Annotated in this window: 16 protein-coding genes and 1 pseudogene; 10 read left to right on the top strand and 7 right to left on the bottom strand. The window is 60.7% G+C overall.

Going from position 1 to position 19,951, the window contains the following annotated elements; all coding sequences use genetic code 11:
* Window positions 1-44: 44 nt before the first annotated feature.
* Together QMX79_RS00270 and speA are read right to left on the bottom strand one after the other, a co-directional pair.
* On the bottom strand, window positions 45-362 hold the full coding sequence (locus QMX79_RS00270; protein WP_282243192.1) for a DUF6122 family protein: 318 nt from the start codon (window positions 360-362) through the stop codon (window positions 45-47).
* Window positions 363-402: 40 nt separating this feature from the next.
* Window positions 403-2,292 carry an arginine decarboxylase gene (speA, locus tag QMX79_RS00265; RefSeq protein ID WP_282243189.1) on the bottom strand — a complete coding sequence of 630 codons (1,890 nt, stop codon included), beginning with the start codon at window positions 2,290-2,292 and terminating at the stop codon, window positions 403-405.
* A 150-nt stretch (window positions 2,293-2,442) separates the two neighbouring features.
* On the opposite strand from speA, the gene speE reads away from it, so the two are divergent.
* Window positions 2,443-3,297, top strand: a complete 855-nt coding sequence (gene speE, locus QMX79_RS00260; protein ID WP_282243187.1) for a polyamine aminopropyltransferase — start codon at window positions 2,443-2,445, stop codon at window positions 3,295-3,297.
* 143 nt (window positions 3,298-3,440) lie between these two features.
* On the opposite strand, the gene QMX79_RS00255 is transcribed toward speE, so the two are convergent.
* Entirely contained in the window at window positions 3,441-4,346 is a 906-nt protein-coding gene (locus tag QMX79_RS00255) for an aspartyl/asparaginyl beta-hydroxylase domain-containing protein (RefSeq protein WP_282243185.1), read from the bottom strand.
* Window positions 4,347-4,803: 457 nt separating this feature from the next.
* Here QMX79_RS00255 and QMX79_RS00250 point away from each other — a divergent pair, with 457 nt between their 5' ends.
* Window positions 4,804-5,451: an RIO1 family regulatory kinase/ATPase gene (locus tag QMX79_RS00250; RefSeq protein WP_282243183.1), complete on the top strand. Its 648-nt coding sequence runs from the start codon at window positions 4,804-4,806 to the stop codon at window positions 5,449-5,451.
* Here the strand turns inward: QMX79_RS00250 and QMX79_RS00245 are convergent.
* Complete coding sequence (locus tag QMX79_RS00245) at window positions 5,448-5,786, bottom strand: P-II family nitrogen regulator (protein ID WP_068854331.1); 339 nt, start codon at window positions 5,784-5,786, stop codon at window positions 5,448-5,450. The genes QMX79_RS00250 and QMX79_RS00245 overlap by 4 nt on opposite strands.
* Before the next feature lie 171 nt (window positions 5,787-5,957).
* Here QMX79_RS00245 and QMX79_RS00240 point away from each other — a divergent pair, with 171 nt between their 5' ends.
* The 8 genes and pseudogenes from QMX79_RS00240 (at window position 5,958) to QMX79_RS00205 (ending at window position 16,475) form a co-directional block, all read left to right on the top strand.
* On the top strand, window positions 5,958-6,227 hold the full coding sequence (locus tag QMX79_RS00240) for an accessory factor UbiK family protein (RefSeq protein WP_068854332.1): 270 nt from the start codon (window positions 5,958-5,960) through the stop codon (window positions 6,225-6,227).
* A gap of 11 nt (window positions 6,228-6,238) precedes the next feature.
* Window positions 6,239-7,264, top strand: a pseudogene (locus QMX79_RS00235) (YifB family Mg chelatase-like AAA ATPase); the annotation flags it as partial.
* Between the two features lie 1,970 nt (window positions 7,265-9,234).
* Window positions 9,235-11,514, top strand: a complete 2,280-nt coding sequence (locus QMX79_RS00230; protein ID WP_146033471.1) for a hypothetical protein — start codon at window positions 9,235-9,237, stop codon at window positions 11,512-11,514.
* Complete coding sequence (locus QMX79_RS00225) at window positions 11,511-12,146, top strand: hypothetical protein (RefSeq protein WP_101099260.1); 636 nt, start codon at window positions 11,511-11,513, stop codon at window positions 12,144-12,146. Before QMX79_RS00230 ends, QMX79_RS00225 begins: the two co-directional genes overlap by 4 nt.
* 303 nt (window positions 12,147-12,449) lie before the next feature.
* Window positions 12,450-14,351 carry a helix-hairpin-helix domain-containing protein gene (locus QMX79_RS00220; protein WP_172448145.1) on the top strand — a complete coding sequence of 634 codons (1,902 nt, stop codon included), beginning with the start codon at window positions 12,450-12,452 and terminating at the stop codon, window positions 14,349-14,351.
* 98 nt (window positions 14,352-14,449) lie between these two features.
* Window positions 14,450-15,613 (top strand): tyrosine-type recombinase/integrase, encoded by a 1,164-nt coding sequence (locus QMX79_RS00215; RefSeq protein ID WP_101116217.1) that lies wholly within the window; start codon window positions 14,450-14,452, stop codon window positions 15,611-15,613.
* The gene (locus QMX79_RS00210) at window positions 15,600-15,836 is read left to right on the top strand and encodes a hypothetical protein (RefSeq protein WP_146033470.1); all 237 of its coding nucleotides are present in this window, start codon (window positions 15,600-15,602) and stop codon (window positions 15,834-15,836) included. The genes QMX79_RS00215 and QMX79_RS00210 overlap by 14 nt, the downstream gene beginning before the upstream one ends.
* Before the next feature lie 159 nt (window positions 15,837-15,995).
* Complete coding sequence (locus QMX79_RS00205; RefSeq protein WP_232767659.1) at window positions 15,996-16,475, top strand: NIF family HAD-type phosphatase; 480 nt, start codon at window positions 15,996-15,998, stop codon at window positions 16,473-16,475.
* Between the two features lie 347 nt (window positions 16,476-16,822).
* Here QMX79_RS00205 and QMX79_RS00200 read toward each other — a convergent pair whose 3' ends face one another.
* The 3 genes from QMX79_RS00200 to QMX79_RS00190 form a co-directional block, all read right to left on the bottom strand.
* The gene (locus QMX79_RS00200) at window positions 16,823-17,221 is read right to left on the bottom strand and encodes a hypothetical protein (protein WP_101099348.1); all 399 of its coding nucleotides are present in this window, start codon (window positions 17,219-17,221) and stop codon (window positions 16,823-16,825) included.
* Window positions 17,222-17,949: 728 nt separating this feature from the next.
* Window positions 17,950-18,363, bottom strand: a complete 414-nt coding sequence (locus QMX79_RS00195) for a hypothetical protein (protein ID WP_101099255.1) — start codon at window positions 18,361-18,363, stop codon at window positions 17,950-17,952.
* A 570-nt stretch (window positions 18,364-18,933) separates the two neighbouring features.
* Window positions 18,934-19,482: a hypothetical protein gene (locus QMX79_RS00190; RefSeq protein ID WP_282243162.1), complete on the bottom strand. Its 549-nt coding sequence runs from the start codon at window positions 19,480-19,482 to the stop codon at window positions 18,934-18,936.
* Between the last annotated feature and the right edge of the window lie 469 nt (window positions 19,483-19,951).

Below are 19,951 nucleotides of genomic sequence, written 5' to 3'. Positions count from 1 at the left end.
GGGCGCGTGGCGACGCGTTCTTCCCTGCGGCGTCCATCGGTCTGTCATGCGCGCATCCACCAGCAGTCAATCGCATCCAGCACGATGTGGATGATCAACCCGATCCCGAACAACCGCGTCTTCGTCGGTACGCACAAGCCCGCATAGACCGCGATGGCCGGTGCGGTGTGCAACGGATGGAAACCGATGCTGCAGCGGTTCGGCGCATAGATCGGATCGGCCAGCAGGTGGTCCAGGTCGATGATCCAGCCCAGCAGCAGCAACGCCCAGGCCGACAGGAACCGCTTGCGCCAGAACATCCAGGCCAGCAGGGCCGGCACCGCGGCGTGCAGGAACAGATGGAAGATGGCGCGGCTGCTCATCGAACAGCCGCGCCAAGCGCCTTGAAGGGGCGCGCGCCGATCAGAGCAGCGGCTCGTCGGACAGGTAGGTGTAACCGGTCAGGCCCGCTTCCAGCGCCTCGGACAGCTCCTGCGCGCGTTCCGGCGACAGCTTGGCCGCCGCCACCCGCTCGGCGTAGCTGGCGCGCAGGTCAGCCAGGCTGTAGCCCACGTAATCCAGCATCACATCGGTGGTGTCGCCGCGGCGCTGCTGGGTGATCGCGTAGCCATCGGCCTCGGCCCGCACTTCCACCGCGTCGGTATCGCCGAACAGGTTGTGGATGTCGCCCAGGATTTCCTGGTAGGCACCGACCATGAAGAACCCGATGCGGTAGCTTTCGCCCGCGCGCACCGCATGCAGCGGCAGCGAGGTATCCAGGCTCTCGTTCTCGACATAGGTCTTGACCATGCCATCCGAATCGCAGGTCATGTCGGCGATGATGCCGCGGCGCTGCGGCGCCTCGTCCAGGCGCTCGATCGGCACGATCGGGAACACCTGGTCGATCGCCCAGGCGTCGGGAATCGACTCGAACACGCTGAAGTTGACGAAGTACTTGTCCACCAGGCGCTCGTTCAACTCATCCAGCGCCGGGCGGTGGCTCTTCTCGTCATAGCTCAGGCGTGCACGCACGGCGTGGGCGATGGCGTAGAACAGGTCGTCGATGCGCGCCCGCTGCGGCAGGTCGATCTGGCCCAGCGCATAGCTGGACAGGCCTTCGGCGTGGAAGTGCTGCGCTTCCTGGAACAGCTCCACCGCCGGGCGCTGGTCCAGCTCGTCATGGATCTCGCGCAGGTGGCGGATCGCGGCCGGCTCGTCGTCGTGCTGGTCCGGCACGCGACCTTCCTGCGCTTCTTCGACTTCGGACACGTTGGCGATCAGCACCGCGTGGTGCGCGGTCATCGCGCGGCCGCACTCGGTGACGATTCGCGGCGGAGTCAGGCCGTGTTCTTCGCAGGCATTGGCCAGCGGCTGCACGATGTTGCTGGCGTACGAATCCAGCCCGTAGTTGATCGAGCAGAAGCTGCGCGAACGGGTGCCTTCGTAGTCCACGCCCAGCCCGCCGCCCACGTCCACGTGGGTGATCTTCGCGCCCAGGCGCGACAGTTCCACGAAGTAGCGGGTGGCTTCGCGCATGCCGTTGGCGATGTCGCGCACGTTGGAGATCTGCGAACCCATGTGGAAGTGCAGCAGGCTCAGGCAGTCGGCGTACTCGGTGTCGCGCAGCGATTTCCACAGGTCCAGCAACTGGCGCGGGGACAGGCCGAATTTGGCCTTGTCGCCGCCGCTGTTCTGCCACTTGCCCGCGCCCAGCGAGGCCAAGCGCATGCGCACGCCCAGGCCCGGCTTCACGTCCAGGGCCTTGGCTTCCTCCAGCACCAGCTTCAGCTCGGAGGGCTTTTCAATGACGATGAAGGTCTGCAGGCCCAGCTTGCGGCCGATCAGGGCCAGGCGGATGTACTCGCGGTCCTTGTAGCCGTTGCAGACGATCAGGCCGCCCGGGCGCGACAGTGCCAGCACCGCCATCAGCTCCGGCTTGCTGCCTGCTTCCAGGCCAAAGCCTTCGCCGTGGTGGCTGGCCAGGGTGCCGGCCACGCCACGGTGCTGGTTGACCTTGATCGGGTACACCGCCGTATAGCCGCCGGCGTAATCCCAGTCGGCCTGGGCCTGCCCGAAGGCGGCCTGCAGCTTGCCCAGGCGCTGCCCCAGGATGTCCGGGAAGCGCACCAGCAGCGGCAGCTTGGCCCCAGCCGCGCGCGCGGCGTCCACCACCTTGGGCAGGGACACCACCGGGCCGTCCTGGCCAGTCGGTCTCACCACCATGTGTCCTGCCTGATCCACGTCGAAGTAGCCATCCGCCCAATGCGGAATCGAGTAGGTCTTGCGGGCTTGGTCGAGGGACCAATCGGTCATTGCAGTCGGCCTGGTTGGTAAAAAAGGGGGTGCATGATAACGCCTATATGGCGACAGCTCCGTTATCATGCGCGCCCGCGCCCGTGCCCAGGCTGGAACCTGAACAGGCTTGCCCGGCTCCATCCCCCCTCCGAACAGGACCGTTATCCCATGACTGACAACAACAACTGGTACATCGAGCATTTCGAGCGCACCGGCTCGGCCATCGGCTACCGCCTGACGGGCAAGCTGGACGAAGTGCAGTCCCCGTTCCAGAAGATCGAGATCTTCGCCACCACCGACTGGGGCAACCTGATGACCATCGATGGCGCCATCATGTTGACCAGCAAGGACAACTTCTTCTATCACGAGATGATCAGCCACCCGGTGCTGTTCACCCACGCCGCCCCCAAGCGCGTGGTGATCATCGGCGGCGGCGACTGCGGCACCCTGCGCGAGGTGCTCAAGCACCAGGGCGTGGAGAGCGTGACCCAGTGCGACATCGACGAGCAGGTCACCCGCATGGCCGAGAAGCACTTCCCGGAACTGTGCGATTCCAACCATGACCCGCGCGCCGAGCTGATGTTCGACGACGGCGTGGCCTACATGGCCAACTGCCCGGCCGGCAGCGTGGACGTGGTGATCGTCGATTCCACCGACCCGGTCGGCCCGGGTGAGGGCCTGTTCAACAAGGCCTTCTACGAGAGCTGCTTCAAGGCGCTGAAGGAAGACGGCATCCTGGTGCAGCAGTCCGAATCGCCGCTGATGCAGCTGGACCTGATCAACGAAATGCGCACCGAGATGGGCAAGGCCGGCTTCCAGTCGTTCAAGACCCTGCCGTTCCCGCAGCCGTGCTACCCCACCGGCTGGTGGAGCGTGACCCTGGCGCGCAAGGGCCAGAGCAGCTTCGACTTCCGCCAGGCCGATTCGGCTTCCAAGAACTTCGACACGCTGTACTACACCGCCGCGCTGCACACCGGCGTGCTCGTCACCCCGCCGTTCGTGGCGGCCGCCCTCAAGGGTTGATTGAACCGCGTACCGACCAACGGTCGGTACCTACCGGGTGTATGACGACCGTTGGTCGTCACACGCACCAAAAAAGAAACCCGCGCTGGCGACAGCGCGGGTTTTTCATTCCGGTAGGTATCGACCGTTGGTCGATACGGGCCTCAAAGGGCCCAGATCCCCGCGATCACCAGCAGCACCAGCCCCCACTTGATCGCGTGGTAGGCGAACGCGCTGCGCGCGCGCAGCGCCTTGGCCTTCAGGCGCACCTTGTACAGGCCGCCGAACGCCTTGTTCACCCCACCGGTCGGGTCACCCGGCAGGTTCGGCGAAGCGCCACCGGCCAGCAGCGTGGCCGCCACCGCACGGTTGAACAGGCCCGGCAGGCCGAAGCGCAGTGGGCGCGCGATATCGCAGAACAGGATCACCCGGTCCGCATCGGTCTCGTTGTGCGCGTGGTGGATGTAGGTTTCGTCGAACATCATCCACTCGCCATCGCGCCAGCTTTTGCGGATGCCGTCCACCTCGATGTAGCAGCGGTCATCGTTCGGGGTGGCCAGGCCCAGGTGCAGGCGCAGCGAACCGGCGAACGGGTCGCGGTGCGGGCGCAGCTCGCTGCCCGGCGGCAGCTGGGCGAACATGGCCGCACGCACGTCCGGAATCGACTCCAGCAGCGCGGTGGTCTTAGGGCACAGCGACTTCGCCGAGGGATGCGACGGCCCATACCACTTCAGATAGAAGCGCTTCCAGCCGCGGCGGAAGAACGAATTGAAGCCGGCGTCGTTGTACGAGCTGGACGGGGCAATCTTCTCCGCATCGCGCAGCGCCAGTGCCTCGTCACGGATCATCGTCCAGTTGGCGCGCAACGGTTCCAGCTGGGGGAAGTCCTTGCCCGGGTCCAGGAACGGCGTGGTCGGCACCTTGGAGAACAGGTACATGATCACGTTGATCGGTGCCATGAAGCTGGAATGGTCGAGCAGCTGGCGCGACCAGCGCGCGCGCACCTTGCCGCGGTAATGCACGTACAGCACGCATGCCACGAACAGGGCCACCACAATAATCTTGATCATCAAGCATCCACCGGCCGCTGCCGGACGCCCATGCGGGCCAAAAAGAGGGGGAGAGCCGGGCGCGACGGAGACGTGCCGTCAGGTGCGGTGCTGCCGCGCAGGCCGTGTTCAACACCGCTATGGTCCGCACCCACCCGCTCCCGGTCAAGTTGGCCGCGCGGGACATTCATGTCCACGTGTGGGAGCCCGGGCGGGCGCCAAGCAGCCCACCGCAGCCACCAGTTCGGCCGCACAGGCCGTCCAAACAACTGATTTTGTTGATGATCTGCGGGATATTTGCGTTTCACGCCGCGCTGACGCGACAAACTGTTCCACGTCCGATTACGACATTTCTCTGACAAATGCTGGTTTCGTGTACTCCCGAGTACTAAAATTAACGAAATCTTAGCCCTCCCCCATTCAGCAGCACCGGTACGCCTGACGCTTTGCGCCGACCGCCGGGTCGCCCCAGAACGTCATGAATACAATCGTTGCTTCGTGTGTCGACGACACCGCCCCCGCCGAGCTGCTCAAGCGCGGCGAACGCCTGCTTGAACCCGATGTCTACCGCACCTGCCTGAATGGGCAGCCGGCCGTGGTCAAGGACTACACCCGCTACCGCGGCACCCCGCTGTCGCCCATCGCGCGCCTGCTGGTCCGCCGCGAGGCCCGCATCCTGCAGCGCCTGGCTGGCTGGAAGCACGCCCCGGCCCTGCTGGGCACCATCGGCGGCCTGGCGCTGGGCATGGAGTTCATTCCCGGCCAGACCCTGAGCGCGGCCCAGTCGGTGGGCATCGAGGTGTTCGAACAGCTGCAGTACGCGCTCGAGCGCCTGCATGCGGCCGGCATCACCCACAACGACCTGCATGGCACCAACGTGATGGTCAACGGCAACGTGCCGGTGCTGGTGGACTTCACCTCGGCCTGGCGCAGCCCGCGCTGGCTGCCGGTGCACCCGGTGTCGCGCCAGCTGCGCCGCAGCGACCGCAAGAACCTGCTCAAGATGCGCCAGCGCCTGACCGGTACCCGCCCCAGCGCCGCCGAAGCGGCCCAGGTGGCCGACCCGCGCTGGGTGGCCGGCGTGCGGGTGGCCTGGAAGCGGTTCTACCGGTGGTTCAAGGGTTAAAGCGCGTCGGCGTCCAGTTCGCCGGTGCGGATCCGCACCACGCTGCCCAGGTCGTAGACGAACACCTTGCCGTCGCCGATCTTGCCGGTGCCGGCGGCCTTGACGATGGCTTCCACCACCTCGTCGACCTGGCCGTCGGTGACCGCCACTTCAATCTTCACCTTCGGCAGGAAATCCACCACGTACTCGGCGCCCCGGTACAGCTCGGTGTGCCCCTTCTGCCGCCCGAAGCCCTTGACCTCGGTCACCGTGATCCCGGTGACCCCGCGTTCGGCCAGCGCTTCGCGCACATCATCGAGCTTGAACGGCTTGAGCACCGCCATGACCATCTTCATTCGTCTGCTCCTGTCTTCGCGGCAGAGGATAACGCCTGTCCCCCGGTGAACGCGATGCACCCTGATCGCGCCGGTTCCTGCGGTGCGGATTATCCTTACCCGTGAAGCCCGGCCCGCCTGATGGTGGTTGCGGCTCGCCACGCCGAGAATTTCCCCACCCGCGGAGACCCCATGATTGACCTCAACCAACTCGATGATCTGGCGCGCCGCCTGAGCGACATGGTCCCACCGGGGCTGCGCCAGTCGCGCGAAGAACTGCAGGCCACCTTCAAGAGCGCGCTCCAGGCCGGCCTGGGCAAGCTGGACCTGGTGACCCGCGAGGAATTCGATGTGCAGCGCGCCGTGCTGCTGCGCACCCGCGAGAAGCTGGAAGCGCTGGAGAAGACCGTGGCCGCGCTGGAAGCGGCCGCCCAACCGCCGGCCGAGCGCCCGGCCCCGTAAAAGGAAACCCGATGAGCCTGGCGCTGGTGCACAGCCGTGCCCGCGCCGGCGTTCACGCGCCCGCGGTCCGGATCGAAGTCCTCCTCTCCGGTGGTTTGCCGCATACCCAGATCGTCGGCCTGCCCGAAGCGGCGGTGCGCGAATCGCGTGACCGGGTACGCGCCGCATTGGTCTGCGCCCAGTTCGAGTACCCGCAGCGACGCATCCTGATCAACCTGGCCCCGGCCGACCTGCCCAAGGAAGGCGGTCGCTTCGACCTTGCCATTGCGCTGGGCATTCTTGCCGCCAGCGACCAGATCGATCGGCAGCTGCTGGCCAACTACGAATTCCTGGGCGAACTCGCCCTGACCGGGGAGCTGCGGGGCGTGGACGGTGCGCTGCCTGCGGCCATCGCCGCGGCGGAACTGGGCCGGACCCTGATTGTCGCCAGCGCCAACGGCGCCGAAGCCGCCCTGGCCCAGCACGCGGATGTCCGCGTCGCCCGCACCCTGCTGGAGGTGTGCGCCGCGCTGGAAAGCCGCTCGCTGCCACGTGCCGTACCGGCGCCGGTGGTCCCGCTGGCGGTGCCGGACCTGCGCGATGTGCGCGGCCAGCAGCAGGCGCGACGCGCACTGGAAGTGGCCGCCGCTGGCGGGCACCACCTGCTCCTTCTTGGCACGCCGGGTTGCGGCAAGACCCTGCTGGCCTCGCGCCTGCCGGGCATCCTGCCCGACGCCAGCGAAGCCGAAGCGCTCGAAACGGCCACCATCGCCTCGTGCAGTGGGGCTGGCATCGACACGGCCCGCTGGCGTCACCGCCCCTACCGCGCGCCCCACCACACCGCCAGCGCCGTGTCGCTGGTCGGTGGCGGCTCGTATCCCCGGCCCGGCGAGATTTCGCTGGCGCACAACGGCGTGCTGTTCCTTGACGAGCTTCCCGAGTGGAGCCGGCACACCCTCGAAGTACTACGCGAGCCGCTGGAATCGGGCACGGTCATGGTCGCCCGCGCCGCACGCACCCACGCGTTCCCTTCGCGCTTCCAGCTGGTGGCAGTCATCGAGTGTATTCTAGGAAATGTGTACCTACCGACCACGCGGCTTAAGCTATTGGAACCGAACACTTTTTTTTTATCCACTGCTGAGGGATCACTAGGATCGCGTATAGCAGGGAGCGAGAAGCGAGATCTTGCCATTTCAGTGGAGCGTCAACGCGGAGGCAGGCGCAGCATCGGCACCAGCTTGCTGGATCTGTCAGATTGGCCAGCGGATTCAGCGCTTTACCAAGCGGTAGTCGCCTTCCAGCAAAAAGCCCTCTTGACACCTATGCCTTGCGGCCCGGTGTCCTCCTTCAGACGGGCACTCAAGTGCCTACAGATCGGTTCCATCGCTTTGTTGCGAAAGCGTGTAGACCAAATCACCGCAGGAGAGGTAGTTGCGTTACTGCATGCTATCGAGGGCGACCTTCAGAGCACGCAGGGCCTCTCCATTAATACTAGGACCAAGTACTCAGCGGCGCTTCGTCAGGTCATCACATCCGGGCCTGACGTTCTCAAGGACGGAAATAGTTTGCAGCACACGATCCAAGAACACTTTCCCCGACTACGTCGCCCGCCGAAGCTCCGCCGAAATGATCTTCCGGCAAGTATTGCCGTCCAATCTCACGAAGACTGGGACGATCTACGCCAGAAGACTCACGCGCTCCTGCAGAGTCGCAATAATGCGATTGAATCCGCGATCGCCAATGAGTTTGCGGCGTACGAGCGTCTCTGCACGTGGCAGGAGGAACTGCTAATCGTCCAAGTTCCAGAAGGCACGCGCGACCTGGTCCTTCGCTGGATGAACGCATCGAACCCTGTCGGGGGGCGTGTCAGATTACAAGATGCTCCGATCAGCGACATCGTCGCAGTGCTTCTGCAGGAGCAAACCGGCCCGCGCACGGCATACGCAGCGAACGGTTGGCCCATCGGACGTTATCCCGTGCAAGAGGAGTTCGCAGCGCTTGAAGGTTTCGGCGCATACCTATTTCGCGCGGTATCTTCACCATGGTTCCACGCACGCGATCGACTGCCCAACGCGGTGTTGACCGCCATCTTTCTTGCCCTAATGCTACACACGGGCTGGAACACCGGCTCGGTGGGCTCGCTCACCCTTAATGGCATTCAGCCACTTGTCCAAGGAGGGTATCGACTTCAAGGATACAAAGGCAAAACCGACGACGACACTCCAGTCGTAGACATCCCACCTTCCGCGAGAATGGTGTGCAAGGCGGTTTCCTTACTTCTATGGAACCGTAGCCAACTGGAGAAGGCCGGACTGATAGACGCTTCCGAACGTCGTGTCTGGTTTGGCTGGCAACGCGACAACTTCTCCAACATCACAGCCTTCACCTCGGACAAGCGAATCCACGCCTTCTGCGAGAGAAATGGCCTAGAACGCTTCAGACCTTCGGAGATACGAACGCTGAAGGCTGGGCTCACTTACCTCCCGCAGCGTGATCTCGAGGCGGTACGCGTCCTACTTGGACATAACGACTTGACCGTCACTGATTCGTACCTCCGTGACACGCTCTTCTTCCGCATGAACGAAGCAAACATGCTTCAGTTTCAGCGCCGCATCGAGACCACGATTACTTTCGCTCAAGGCGGCGAGACCCTCGTAGATAAGCGCCAACTACGATTGCTCGATGTCGATGCCGCGCTCATGCTACCCACCGGTGACGGGGGCTTGTGCACGAACCCTTTCTCCGGACCACCAGGCCACTCAATGGAAACCGACGAACCATGTGCGGGCTTGCATTGCCAGACAGGGGTGGGCTGTCCTCACTATCGGCTTCACGCCGACGAGCACACGCTAGAGATGGCACTACGAACCCAGAGTTACTATCGCGCACGTTGGTTCGAGCTCTCACGCTCCAATCCTGAGGCATTCTCCCGCATTCACCTTCCTCGCCTGCTGTATATGCACGTGCTATTGAAGATCGTGCAGGACCGTCGCCCAGACCTTCTCCGAAACGCGCAAAGGGCACTGACATGATGCTGCCTAAAGCACGACTTGGTTCCGAATCCGCTTCCACTGCATCCGATCCCTATCTGGTTCAGTCCAACCGCTTGACTCTGGAAGGGACTTACCTGAGCTATCGAGCAGACGACAGCACTCACCAATTTGATCTGTCCGAACTATTTCTCCCTCCGACCAGCTCGCACCAAGCCGTATCACGGCTGCCCGACGAGCCGGCGTACTTGGCCACCGCACTGGCCATCGCCGATCGCCGACTGCTTAGCGCAAAAACGGGCATGCCTGCGCCGCGCATGCTTAGTCGCCAGCTCTACCTGTTCCGCCATACTCTCGACTGGCTACGTGCACACGGTGTGTATCGCCTATCTGACGCTACTTCAGAACACACCAGCACCTTGATCAAAGAGTTTGTTACCCGTGGCTGGCCCGGAGCATTGGACCTGACCGCCCGATGGCACCGCGCTCTTGATGTGATCACACCTGACGAGCTCGCCCGCGGTTTCCACTACCGCATTCAAGGTGGCTCTATCGCGCACATCGAAACGCTTCTGCAGCCTTTCTGGCGAGCACGACTAGGCTGGGGCGGGATTCTGGGACTTCCAGAGATCATCAAGGCGCGCATCGAGAGCATGGTGGATGCACCACTCTCGCAGGGATGGACAGACCGGTCCGTCATCTCAGACGGTGCTCCAGGAGAAGGAGTAGTTCATAACACACTGGGCTGGCTTAACGACTGGTGCAATCTACCCGCTACTGTTGATCGCCTTCGGCACCGCGTTGCTAACCGACCCTCGCATGTCGCAGCGCGTATGTCACTTAAGGCAGCAGGGCGCACCGACAACCTCAGCCTGCCAACGGCGATTGATCTTCTGAAGGCTTCCTTGCGCCTTCTGTATGACGTCGCGCCACGCGTTGTTGAACTCTGCCAGTACGCAAAGGCTGTCCAGTGCGCCGTTACACCCGCCCCAATCCTATCGGCCGAATGGCTGCAGTCACAGCCTATTACCAAAGAACTTGGCACGCTGACAGGAAAGCCCGTGGCCCGCTGGGTTAATAGCGGCCATTACGGCAAGCAGGATGATGTGTATACGGTGGAACAGTTGATTGGTGCAGTCCAGGGAGCGTGCGGCGTGCTATTGGCCGCGATGAACGCCCGCCGACAGCGAGAGATCTGCGATCCTCATATTGGCGTGCGCGTGGGCGACCTAGAAGTTCTCGATGACGATCTTGGGATCTATCAGACAAGCTTCTACATCCAGAAGACGTACTTCGATCGCCATACCTTCTACATCAATCGCACCTCTGCCGATTCCCTGCGCTGCCTAGAGATGCTTAAAATTGCCTGCGCTCCGTTCGATACCGCGATCACTGCTGGTGATAGCTTATTCGCTTGCGGGCGACGCACCCAAGTTGGAGTGAAGCCAGAAGCCCACTATGCATTCACCTTCGATAAGGGGCGCACGCGATCTTTATCGAGCTTCTTGCAGGTAGCGTTTGGCGACGCGGAACGTTCTCCCTTCTCCACTCATATGTTCCGACGCTTCTATGCAATTCTTTACTACCATCAGTACGACCACGCCGAGTTGCGCGCGCTCAAGCAACATTTGCGACATCTTGACGTAGCGATGACGCGAGTATACGTCACCGATCCCGCATCACGCCCATTAGCTGAGCAGATCCGCGCTACCCTGGGACGCGACCGGTTCATGGTCGCTAATGAGAAGGTGCGCACTGCACTCGATGAACAGCAAGGTGACCTGGACGCTGCATTGGCTGAGGTTGAGCGAGAGAAATTGGAGCAGGCGATCGAACAGGTTCTGGAAGGTAGACCCACCGCAGGAGGCTTTAGTCGTGTTGTGCGGAAGCTGTATCGACAGATGTCTTCGCAGATCACGATAGGCGCTGATCAGATACCCGAGATTGCCGATAAGCTCGCCGGGCGCGGCTACCGAGTGCGGCCAATGAGCCATGGCCAATGCCACGCGCCAGACAGCAATCGTCACCTGAAGGCGCGATGTGAGCGCGCAGGCGAGCTTGCACGCGAGCATGCTGGTGCGCGCCAATGTCACGCCTGCCCCTATCATTTCAACAATGAGGCTTACTTGGAGAACCTGCAAGAGGACTTGCGGCAACTGGAGCAGGAAGCGCACGACATTCTGCTACCCCCGATGCAGCAGGCACGCGCTCGCTTTGATCACTCCAATCTTGACCGCTTGATCAGTCTCACACGGGAGAACATGGACTCCAATGCCGAGCACATGCGCGCCTTGCGGGCTCAGCGGGCCAAGTCATGAAGACCTCAGCTCACCAGTCGCAAGTTGCCAAGCAGGCCGCGCAGGCGGCAATCGACCGAAAATTGGCTGTGCTGCGCGACTGGGCAAGCAACGGCATCCCCTATCGGCACGACGCGAGTGGACACACCTTGCTGGATACGCATGACAGAAAGCTACTGGAATATTTTCCGTCGAGCTTGCGTCAATTCAAGCAATGGGATGGTTCGCAGAACTCACCTGAACTGAGGACCGCCTTGCCCAGGCTGAGTGTTACAGGCAACGATACACTTGCGAAACGACCAACCAGTACAGAGCAGGCGGTAAGACTGATCGCCACCTTGCGAGATCGCGCAAGGAGCCAAATGGAAGAAGGGCGAGCGTCGACCCTGCGCCGCCTTGAGGTGGAGCTACGATTGACGCGCCAGGCCGTAGACCTGCGTATTGGGGAAATCCGAGAGCAACAGCGTCAAATTCGGGACTTGCGTCGTGATTACTCAAACCTGCAGGCCAAGCATCAAGGCGAAACTGAAGAGTTCAAACGCGTGTTCGACCGCTTGAGCAGTGCTCTGAACGAGGAGCGCGGGCGCAACGCAGAGTTAGCCGCTCTGATGGCAAAAATTACTCCGCTGAGGAAGAGCGGCCATGGCACCTAAGGCAAATGATCCAGGCATCTCTTTGGTGGAACGACTGGAGGGCTGGCTCACCGAGGGCCATAGGGTTCCGCGAATTCGTGGTCGGGTAAACCGTGCTGCTCTGTGTCGCTTGGTTGGCCTTAGCCGGTCTTCGGCCAACAGTAACGTCGACCTGCGCGCACTGATAGATTCACTGGATGGTGGCGACGACTCCCTGTCTTATCCTTCAAACACCAGATGCCCCACTCAGGCGGTAATCGAGCACGAACTCGCCAGACTGCGCGAAGAGAACGCGCAACTCAAGCGTCAACTGAAGTCCGTCTCATGGCTACTGTCATCCGGTCGGATCATTCGATCATGAAGGGCACATTAGCGAACGAGGATCCGGTGTGGCACATCGGCATGATTGAAAGCGTACTGGAGATTGATGAAGCTGGCCTGTTTGTACGCTGGCAAACCGAGAATGGAGCTTGGCGCATCCATGTTCCCACTGGCGTACTGCCCGCTGGACCCAAGACAGGGCAGGTATGGAGATTCTTGGGGAGGGCGATGCATCACCCTATGGGTGGAGAGCTATGGCAAGTTCAGCGCGGAGAGCGCGCCCTGCCCCCAGGTGCTCTGATTTCACGCTTTCTGAGCTACCACATTCCAGGCTTGGTGGAATACCGGGCGGCGCGCTGGCAGAAGCGTTGGCCCGGATCACTTGGTGATGCTCTTACTAGAGCCCGATACACAGAACTCGCGGAAGTGCTCGCCCCCCACCCGTTAGCGGACTGCTGGGCCACGCAAGCTGTGGAGTACTGGCAGCGCCAGACCCACCATTTGGCATTGGTGCGAGAGATGAACGAGCACGAAGCAAGCGACGAGTTGGCCGCACATATGCTGGACCATTATGGCGAAGCTGCCGCTGCGATGCTAAACGATGACCCTTATAGAATGCTCGCCTTTGCGTCCTTTGCTACGGTGGACGCCATTGCGGGCAATCTCGGCGTTCAATCTCACGACCTTCGTCGGCTGCGTGGCGCCGTGGATGACCTGATGCATCAGGCGCTCGATGTTGGACGGGATGCATTGCCGGATTCCGACTTGCGAGAGGCGCTGGTGAGCGTCTTAGGTGATCGCGTAGGTGCAACGCTAGCTATCTCTGCTTCGTGTCAATCTGGCCGCATTGTCAACGCCCCACGGGATGCGTGGATCAGTGATGCAACAAGCCATGTGATCACATTCGTTGCAACGCGGCTCCATATGATGTGTAGCGGCGATGCAGGCGGCGCTTGGGAACCTGCGGATCGTCCAGAAGTAGACGCGCAACCCTCGGAGCCGAGAAGAATTCACTGGGTGCGAGGGTGGACGGATACCAACCAAATCGCACAGCTACATAGCCGCCTTGAAACCGCGCCACAGGGTGGCATCACAGTTGTCGTGACTGATAGCGCGGTCGTCACCAACTGTCTACGGACTCGATTGCCTGGCGCCACTATCGTGGAACAGCAGAAAATCGGCATGCCCTGCGCCTTGCTGGAAAGCGCGACCCGGGTGATATGGGTCACCGCCAGAGCCAGGGTTCGTGTCTTAGCCCGCATTCTGGCCAACGTGCGGCACGTATGCTGCCTGACCGTCGTCGATGATGGATCAGCACGATCTGGGGACGATGTCGTGGCGACGATGTTGAAGCGCTGCGAATCGGAGGAGACGCGGCTAGCGCAATTAGTCACCGATGATGGACGTATCCCCGCGATTGACTCAGATGGTGTCTTACAGCTGCCTTCGTACGACTCTCGACGGGCTGACCGCAAAGGTGATTTGGTGCTTCAGATAGCGCAACAGCAGCTCGAGGCTGCACTACTGGGGGTATGCTATCAAGCTGCTTTAGAGGGTTCGGTGTGTGTGGTGGGGCTGAGCGATTCCCAGCGCGATGCCCTTCTGCGGCAATGGCATCACAAACACATGCGATGCACCAACATCGTCGAGATGCACACTGGAACGGCTCCCCATAGCTGGTTCGAGGGGAGTGAATTCGAAACCTTGATCATCGTCTGGCCGACGGCACAGTCGCCAACTATCGGCTGGTGGGAGGAAGTTCACTGCCTTGCCAACCAGCGCACGGTCGTGGTTGCCACCCAGATGCTGAAGATCGATTCCAGCTCTGACCAGTTGATATCTTTAGCCGTGCCCAAGATCACCGACCCCGTATCACTCAACGACCGAGTGGAGGTGGTAATTTGATTTGCGTCGACAGAGTCGTCCTACGTAAGGACCGCGCCCATGACGGACGGATATTCTGGCATCTAACGGGATCTGATGGCCATACTGACTGGCCATTCTTGGATTACATCATTGACTGCATTGATACGCAGCAGTTGGCTAACAAGACGGTTGAAAACCGCGCCTACACACTGGTGAAGTGGTATCGATACTTAGCCGAACGGAGACTTGAACTGTGGCAAGCCTCGGATAACTTGATCAAACAGTTCCGCGATGGGCTGATGGCACGTGATGCGATCAATAGCAGTGGCGACCAGCAGGCCCGGCGGCGCACAGTCAACCTTGACTTGCGCAACGTTTACTTGTTCTACGCTTGGTTACAGCGGGATTACGTGTATGGCAACGGCCGTCGTCTACTCGGTCGCACAGCTTGCCAGATTACAAGCACGTTGGTGGATGAAAGATCCGAAAAGATAGCTTCACCACGTAAGCGCTATCCGTTGACCTTCCGCAATGCCGGAGAACGTAGCAAGCACAGGATGGGCTTTGTACCAGGTGAAGCCGATCGCGCCGCGCTCACCGAGTACTTCTACGATACCTGCCCGCCAGATCAGGCGCGTCGGAACTGCCTTCTTTTTGGGCTGGCGTGGGCCGTCGGATGGCGACGGGGATCGATCCTCAGCCTGACCACAGGTGACTTCGATCCCGCACGCAATCGGCCTGACACGGACCTACAGATAGCACCATCGGCACAGAAATTTGGCTACAGCAATAGTTTCAGTGTGCCCGCTGGCGCTGCATTGCAGGTGCTTGATTACATCGACAACGAAAGACGCGCGATCATCCAACGTACGGATAGTGTGAGTCGCGCTGTATTTCTCAACGAGAGGACCGGGAATCCACTCACCGCTGGCGCTGTATCCACGATGTTTAGCAAGGCCCGCATTGCGCTTGCTTGGCCCAGGGGAGCTGGGCTTCACGCTTGGCGACGCGGATTCACCAACGCCTATCTGGAGCGCGAGTTGGACGCCCGCATTGAACTGGGCTTAGACACAGGAGGCGATGCAATCGCGATGTCAATCGCAAGTGCACTTGGCCAAGAAAGCCTTGGCAGCCAAGCTGCTTACGTACGAGATGTACAGCGACGTATACGCGGAACTGCGACCTTTAGGGACAAGGAGGAACACGTCCGCCTATCCGATGAGAATGCTCACCTCCGCGGCCAGATCGCTTCTCTACGTGAGGCCCTAGCGAAGCGAGGTGTTGGCAATGACCGTGCATGAGATGTTTGCGGATTTCTTTTTCGCAAGCCGATCCTTGCTTGTGCACCGCGACGTGGCTGTCCGCCGGAAGAGCATCGAAGCATGGGGGGTCTACGTTCAGTTGTCATTTCCATTGATTGCCGAGGTCGGACGTTCATTGTTGAGAATGAATGCAGGCGGACGCCAAGACCCCAATCACAACTTATTGATTCGTCTGGGAGTCGCTGCAGTTGAGTCAGAGTGATCGTTCACGCCTAACGAACCTTCTGCCGCCTCGGTGTCACTTGCAAGCTACTGGAACAGGTAACCCAGTCCAACCGGCCCCACTGCGAACTACGGGCTCAAGCATTCGCCTAACCAGTAGGCGCGCGAGATAGACAGAGACACGCCAAAGGAGCAATGTGTGCGCAAGCATCTTTCGCAGAGACAGGGGATGAAGCCGACAATCTTGGCGCTGGACCTTGAAGGAACGCTCATCTCCAATGCAATCAGTCAGATTCCCAGGCCCGGACTCTGCCGGTTCCTGGAGGACGTCCGAACGCGATTTGATCGATTGATGATCTTCACCACTGTTCCCGAAGAGCGATTTCGGACCATCGCCACACTTCTGGCTCGAGATGGCAGTGCCCCTGACTGGTTTGCATCACTCCAGTACATCAACTGGTCGGGGAAGACAAAGGACCTACGACTCATTTCGCCACATCTAGGTCAAGCGCTGTTACTCGATGATTACGGCCCCTATGTGCATCCTGGCCAAGAGCATCTATGGGTGAAAATTCCTTTGTTTGGATCTCCCTATCCAGCAGAAGACGACGGCCTCAGCCTCGCAATGGAACGCCTGCTTGGATGCCTCAATGATGGCGACGAACTCTCTATCACCTAGTAGCTGGCGAGTAAGGAGCCAACTAGCTGCGAGTTTTTTATGAACCCTGAGCCTGATCCATGCCGCTAAAGCAATCGCATTAAGCCGATATCTAAGAGTGTCACGAGTCACGATCAACGCGACTAGCTCATGCCGTTACAGCAACCCTTGGGGTACTTTCCGGCGACACATAGCTCTGATCCAGTCGACTGGCCACAGTGCCGCGCACCATCTTCCATGCGCGGCCGAACTGCACAGTGGCGTCGGGACCAGCCACACTTTTCGGAAGTGAATAGGCCAACCTAGGCAGGCTCAGATCAGCGATCTTTGGCAGCTTGCAGTGTCTCGATTCGTTTAAACAGCTGCTGTTACGCGACCTTCATGCCTTCGTCCTCCAGCGGATAAGGAGATCCGAACAGCGGTATCTCCACCCAGAACTTCTCCTGCCCGGGGTGGACGTAGGGGCCATGGTCATCCAGTAATAGCGCCTCGCCAAGGCGAGCAGACACAAAGCTAAGATCCTTGGTCTTGCCGGACCATTTCACATATCGAAGCTGCGCGAACCAGGCCGGAGCACTGCCCTCGCTGACCAGCAGGGCGGCGATGCTGCGCATCCGGTCCTCAGGAACGGTGGTAAACATCACCAGCTCCCCAAATCGCGATCGCGCATCCTCAAGAAATCCATAGAGGCCAGCCCGTGGGATCTGGCTGATGGCGTTAAAGATGAGTGTTCCTTCCAGGTCCAATGCCAGGATAGAGGGCTTCATGTCTGGCCCCTCAAAGGTCGCGTCCACTTACATTGCCCCTCCCCAAGGGCTTGTCGATCACTTAAGCCTTCTGACAAGGATCAGCCCGCCGTGCTTCGGTGTCGTACGCTGGCTCGGACCTGGTAGGGACAGCACCTGAATTACCCCAATTGAAGTTCAAGATAGTCCCGGACCGCCTGCAAGCTACCAGCAGCCCCGCTGCACAATGGCCTGACGGCCGGGTCACCACCGAACAATGGCGCAGAGTTGGCGCGATGGATCCAGGTATCGGCTTGAGCCGCATCAGGGAACAGGGTGTGCAAGGCCCTGTAGATCGAAAGGATGTACCCGATCCGCAAAAGGACCGAATCATCAACCATTCCTTCCACGGACTCATCTAACCGAGGCAGGTCGGGCACCCCAAGGATCTGGCGTTGCTCATTGTCAGACAGCCGCCACGCCTGCGAGATCCGTATGAAAGTCCGAACCGCGGCACCTTTCACGTCTTCGATTTGGCCAACCGATGGTTGAGGCATGGTCCAAAAACCTCCTTGTGGTCTGGTCCGAGAATACTCTCAAAATCCGACCTTATCCGGCACAGGTCCCGGCCAGGCCATGACAGGCCATTTGGTCACGATGGCATCCCAAAGCAGAGGCGCAGGACTCCACCCAAAAGAAGAAGGCGTGCCGGGTACGGCACGCCCTTCCGTTACATCTGTCGAGTTATTAGGGACTCGGGCGGTGCGTCCTTAGGACTCACCGGAGTTGGTGCCCGGCGTGCGCGCGGACCACATGCTGGCGGCGGCATTTACCGGTTCCTGGTATTCCAGAACAGCCTGCGCCAGTTCGTCAGGAGATTGGGCGGACAAGATCCGTTCCTCCAAGCCCTGCATGCCAGACTGAAGATCATCGATCTCGCTGTCAATTGGACCGCGCAAGGGATGAGCATCGTTCATCGCACCCTGCAGAGCCTTCAGGTTCGTCCACGCGTGGCTCTTTGTGACTTCCAGTTGGTCCGGGATGTCAGAGCACTGTGCCCAGCTCATGAACGCGTGCTTACGATCAACGCTGAGCCCGGATGCTGCACTGAAGGTCGTCACACCAAAATTGGTGATGAGATCTAACGTGCTGGGCGTGTCGGTATTTGCTTCATTCCTTTCCATTTCTCTAATCACTGGTGAAAGTACTCGCGACAGTCCCCTTGGACGGCAGGTCGAGGCTGGCAGTGCCGGCAACTCAGTTTTAGCACGATCACCTGTCACTGCAAGCTACGAGCTAATTTTTTACCGGCGAGAATCAAGAACTTAGATTTGCTGCGACTGAAACAGCTTAAATGGTGGGTCGGAAGTCGCACATTCGTTCATACTTCCGACCCCGTTCTGGCCCCCCCCCATAGAACCGTCAGTCGCCCCTCCCATCACGACGACCTAGCCGGCTCGTCACCTGGCCAGGTCGACGGCGGCGTCGAAGCACCTCAGCGCCATCCTCGCTCGCTTCTCAGGTCTTCATAGTCCACCTACTCGAAGAGTAGGCGCTTCGCAGCTGTTCCTCGGTTCTCTTGATGCCTACTTCTTTCAGCACCATGAGCATGGGCTGTCGGTGAGGTCGATTCGGCACCCCGGTGTCGCCGGCGAGATTGACCGCGCGATGCTGGCCAATGTCGTACGGTTCATCCTGACCGCGTAACTGCTGCTCTCCAATCGTCGGCAAGATGCCCCTTCGGCCGCTCGCGTCTAGAGCGGGGTCCACCCGAGCTGTTGCTCGATGTCCCGCCTGTAGGGTGTCGCGATCTGCAAAGGCGTGCGGCGGATGTACTCCTCTGCCCGCTCCCGCACCTCACCGTTGAGATCACTGAGGTAGGTCAGCACCTCGTCCGCACTGGCAATCAGGTTATCTTCGCCATTGAACTTGGGCGGCAAGGCCGTCCATAGAACTACGTCGATCTCACGGGCCGCAGCCCATTGCTGCAACCCAGGGATGCCGGCCGGATCGGCTGATCCGGAAAGCCAGACGCCAACATGGCGATCAAGGTTGCGAGGCAGAATTTTCTCATGAGCACGCAGGCTGTCTTTGGCCTGCAGGACATCCTCTCCACCGTCGTAGACGGTCCAGAACGATGGGAGCGCAGATGTGTTCGGGCTTAGAACCAGGGTAAGGCGTCCGTTGCCTGACTGCCGCAGGTACTCCACCTGCACGGGCGGCCCATCTTCCCGCCAGCCCCCGACCATCGATAGATCACGAGGCTGCCACACCAGAGAACCCCATCCCAGGTACACGATCATGCCCAGCTCCCCTCTCAGTCGGTGTTACGCAGGCCCCTCGCGAGGCGGATCAGCCATTAGGTCCTGGACATCCGCATCGAGTTCCGTCGACCTCCCATCCTGACGAAGGAGGTGTCGCCACAGAGCCAATGATGGTTGGCGCTCAGGCGCTGGATACACCAGCGCCTGGCGACCTGTGAGTACCACAACCTGGCTCAAGACGGATTGGCCTCCAAGCACGCTGCTTGCGGTGGATGGTTGCCGATGCCTGTCCTGACCCAAAACGTTTAGGGATCAGGAGCTACTTATCACAGAACTGCGCCCTCAGTACTTGACGCGATAATTTGAGGCCGGCTCCCGTTTCCCAGGCATGATCCGTCCCCGCAGACGTTCGTCACCTCCCCGCCGGAGCAACCAACGGCGTACCACTGCTGCGGCTTACGGCTTCCAGCCTAAAATTTTTGGGCGGTGGCGTACCGCTGCGGACATC

Source organism: Stenotrophomonas sp. PS02300, from assembly GCF_029959395.1.
GTDB classification, from domain to species: Bacteria; Pseudomonadota; Gammaproteobacteria; order Xanthomonadales; family Xanthomonadaceae; genus Stenotrophomonas; species Stenotrophomonas maltophilia_AD.
This window is presented reverse-complemented; position numbering and strand designations above follow the sequence as displayed.

Excerpts from the sequence above, each read along its gene's own strand:
- QMX79_RS00200 (WP_101099348.1), bottom strand. The coding sequence starts at position 17,221 with ATGAAGCCCTCTATCCTGGCATTGGACCTGGAAGGAACACTCATCTTT.
- QMX79_RS00250 (WP_282243183.1), top strand. The coding sequence starts at position 4,804 with ATGAATACAATCGTTGCTTCGTGTGTCGACGACACCGCCCCCGCCGAG.
- QMX79_RS00220 (WP_172448145.1), top strand. The coding sequence starts at position 12,450 with ATGGCTACTGTCATCCGGTCGGATCATTCGATCATGAAGGGCACATTA.
- speA (WP_282243189.1), bottom strand. The coding sequence starts at position 2,292 with ATGACCGATTGGTCCCTCGACCAAGCCCGCAAGACCTACTCGATTCCG.
- QMX79_RS00195 (WP_101099255.1), bottom strand. The coding sequence starts at position 18,363 with ATGGAAAGGAATGAAGCAAATACCGACACGCCCAGCACGTTAGATCTC.
- QMX79_RS00270 (WP_282243192.1), bottom strand. The coding sequence starts at position 362 with ATGAGCAGCCGCGCCATCTTCCATCTGTTCCTGCACGCCGCGGTGCCG.
- QMX79_RS00190 (WP_282243162.1), bottom strand. The coding sequence starts at position 19,482 with ATGATCGTGTACCTGGGATGGGGTTCTCTGGTGTGGCAGCCTCGTGAT.
- speE (WP_282243187.1), top strand. The coding sequence starts at position 2,443 with ATGACTGACAACAACAACTGGTACATCGAGCATTTCGAGCGCACCGGC.
- QMX79_RS00255 (WP_282243185.1), bottom strand. The coding sequence starts at position 4,346 with ATGATCAAGATTATTGTGGTGGCCCTGTTCGTGGCATGCGTGCTGTAC.
- QMX79_RS00225 (WP_101099260.1), top strand. The coding sequence starts at position 11,511 with ATGAAGACCTCAGCTCACCAGTCGCAAGTTGCCAAGCAGGCCGCGCAG.
- QMX79_RS00230 (WP_146033471.1), top strand. The coding sequence starts at position 9,235 with ATGATGCTGCCTAAAGCACGACTTGGTTCCGAATCCGCTTCCACTGCA.
- QMX79_RS00245 (WP_068854331.1), bottom strand. The coding sequence starts at position 5,786 with ATGAAGATGGTCATGGCGGTGCTCAAGCCGTTCAAGCTCGATGATGTG.
- QMX79_RS00210 (WP_146033470.1), top strand. The coding sequence starts at position 15,600 with ATGACCGTGCATGAGATGTTTGCGGATTTCTTTTTCGCAAGCCGATCC.
- QMX79_RS00240 (WP_068854332.1), top strand. The coding sequence starts at position 5,958 with ATGATTGACCTCAACCAACTCGATGATCTGGCGCGCCGCCTGAGCGAC.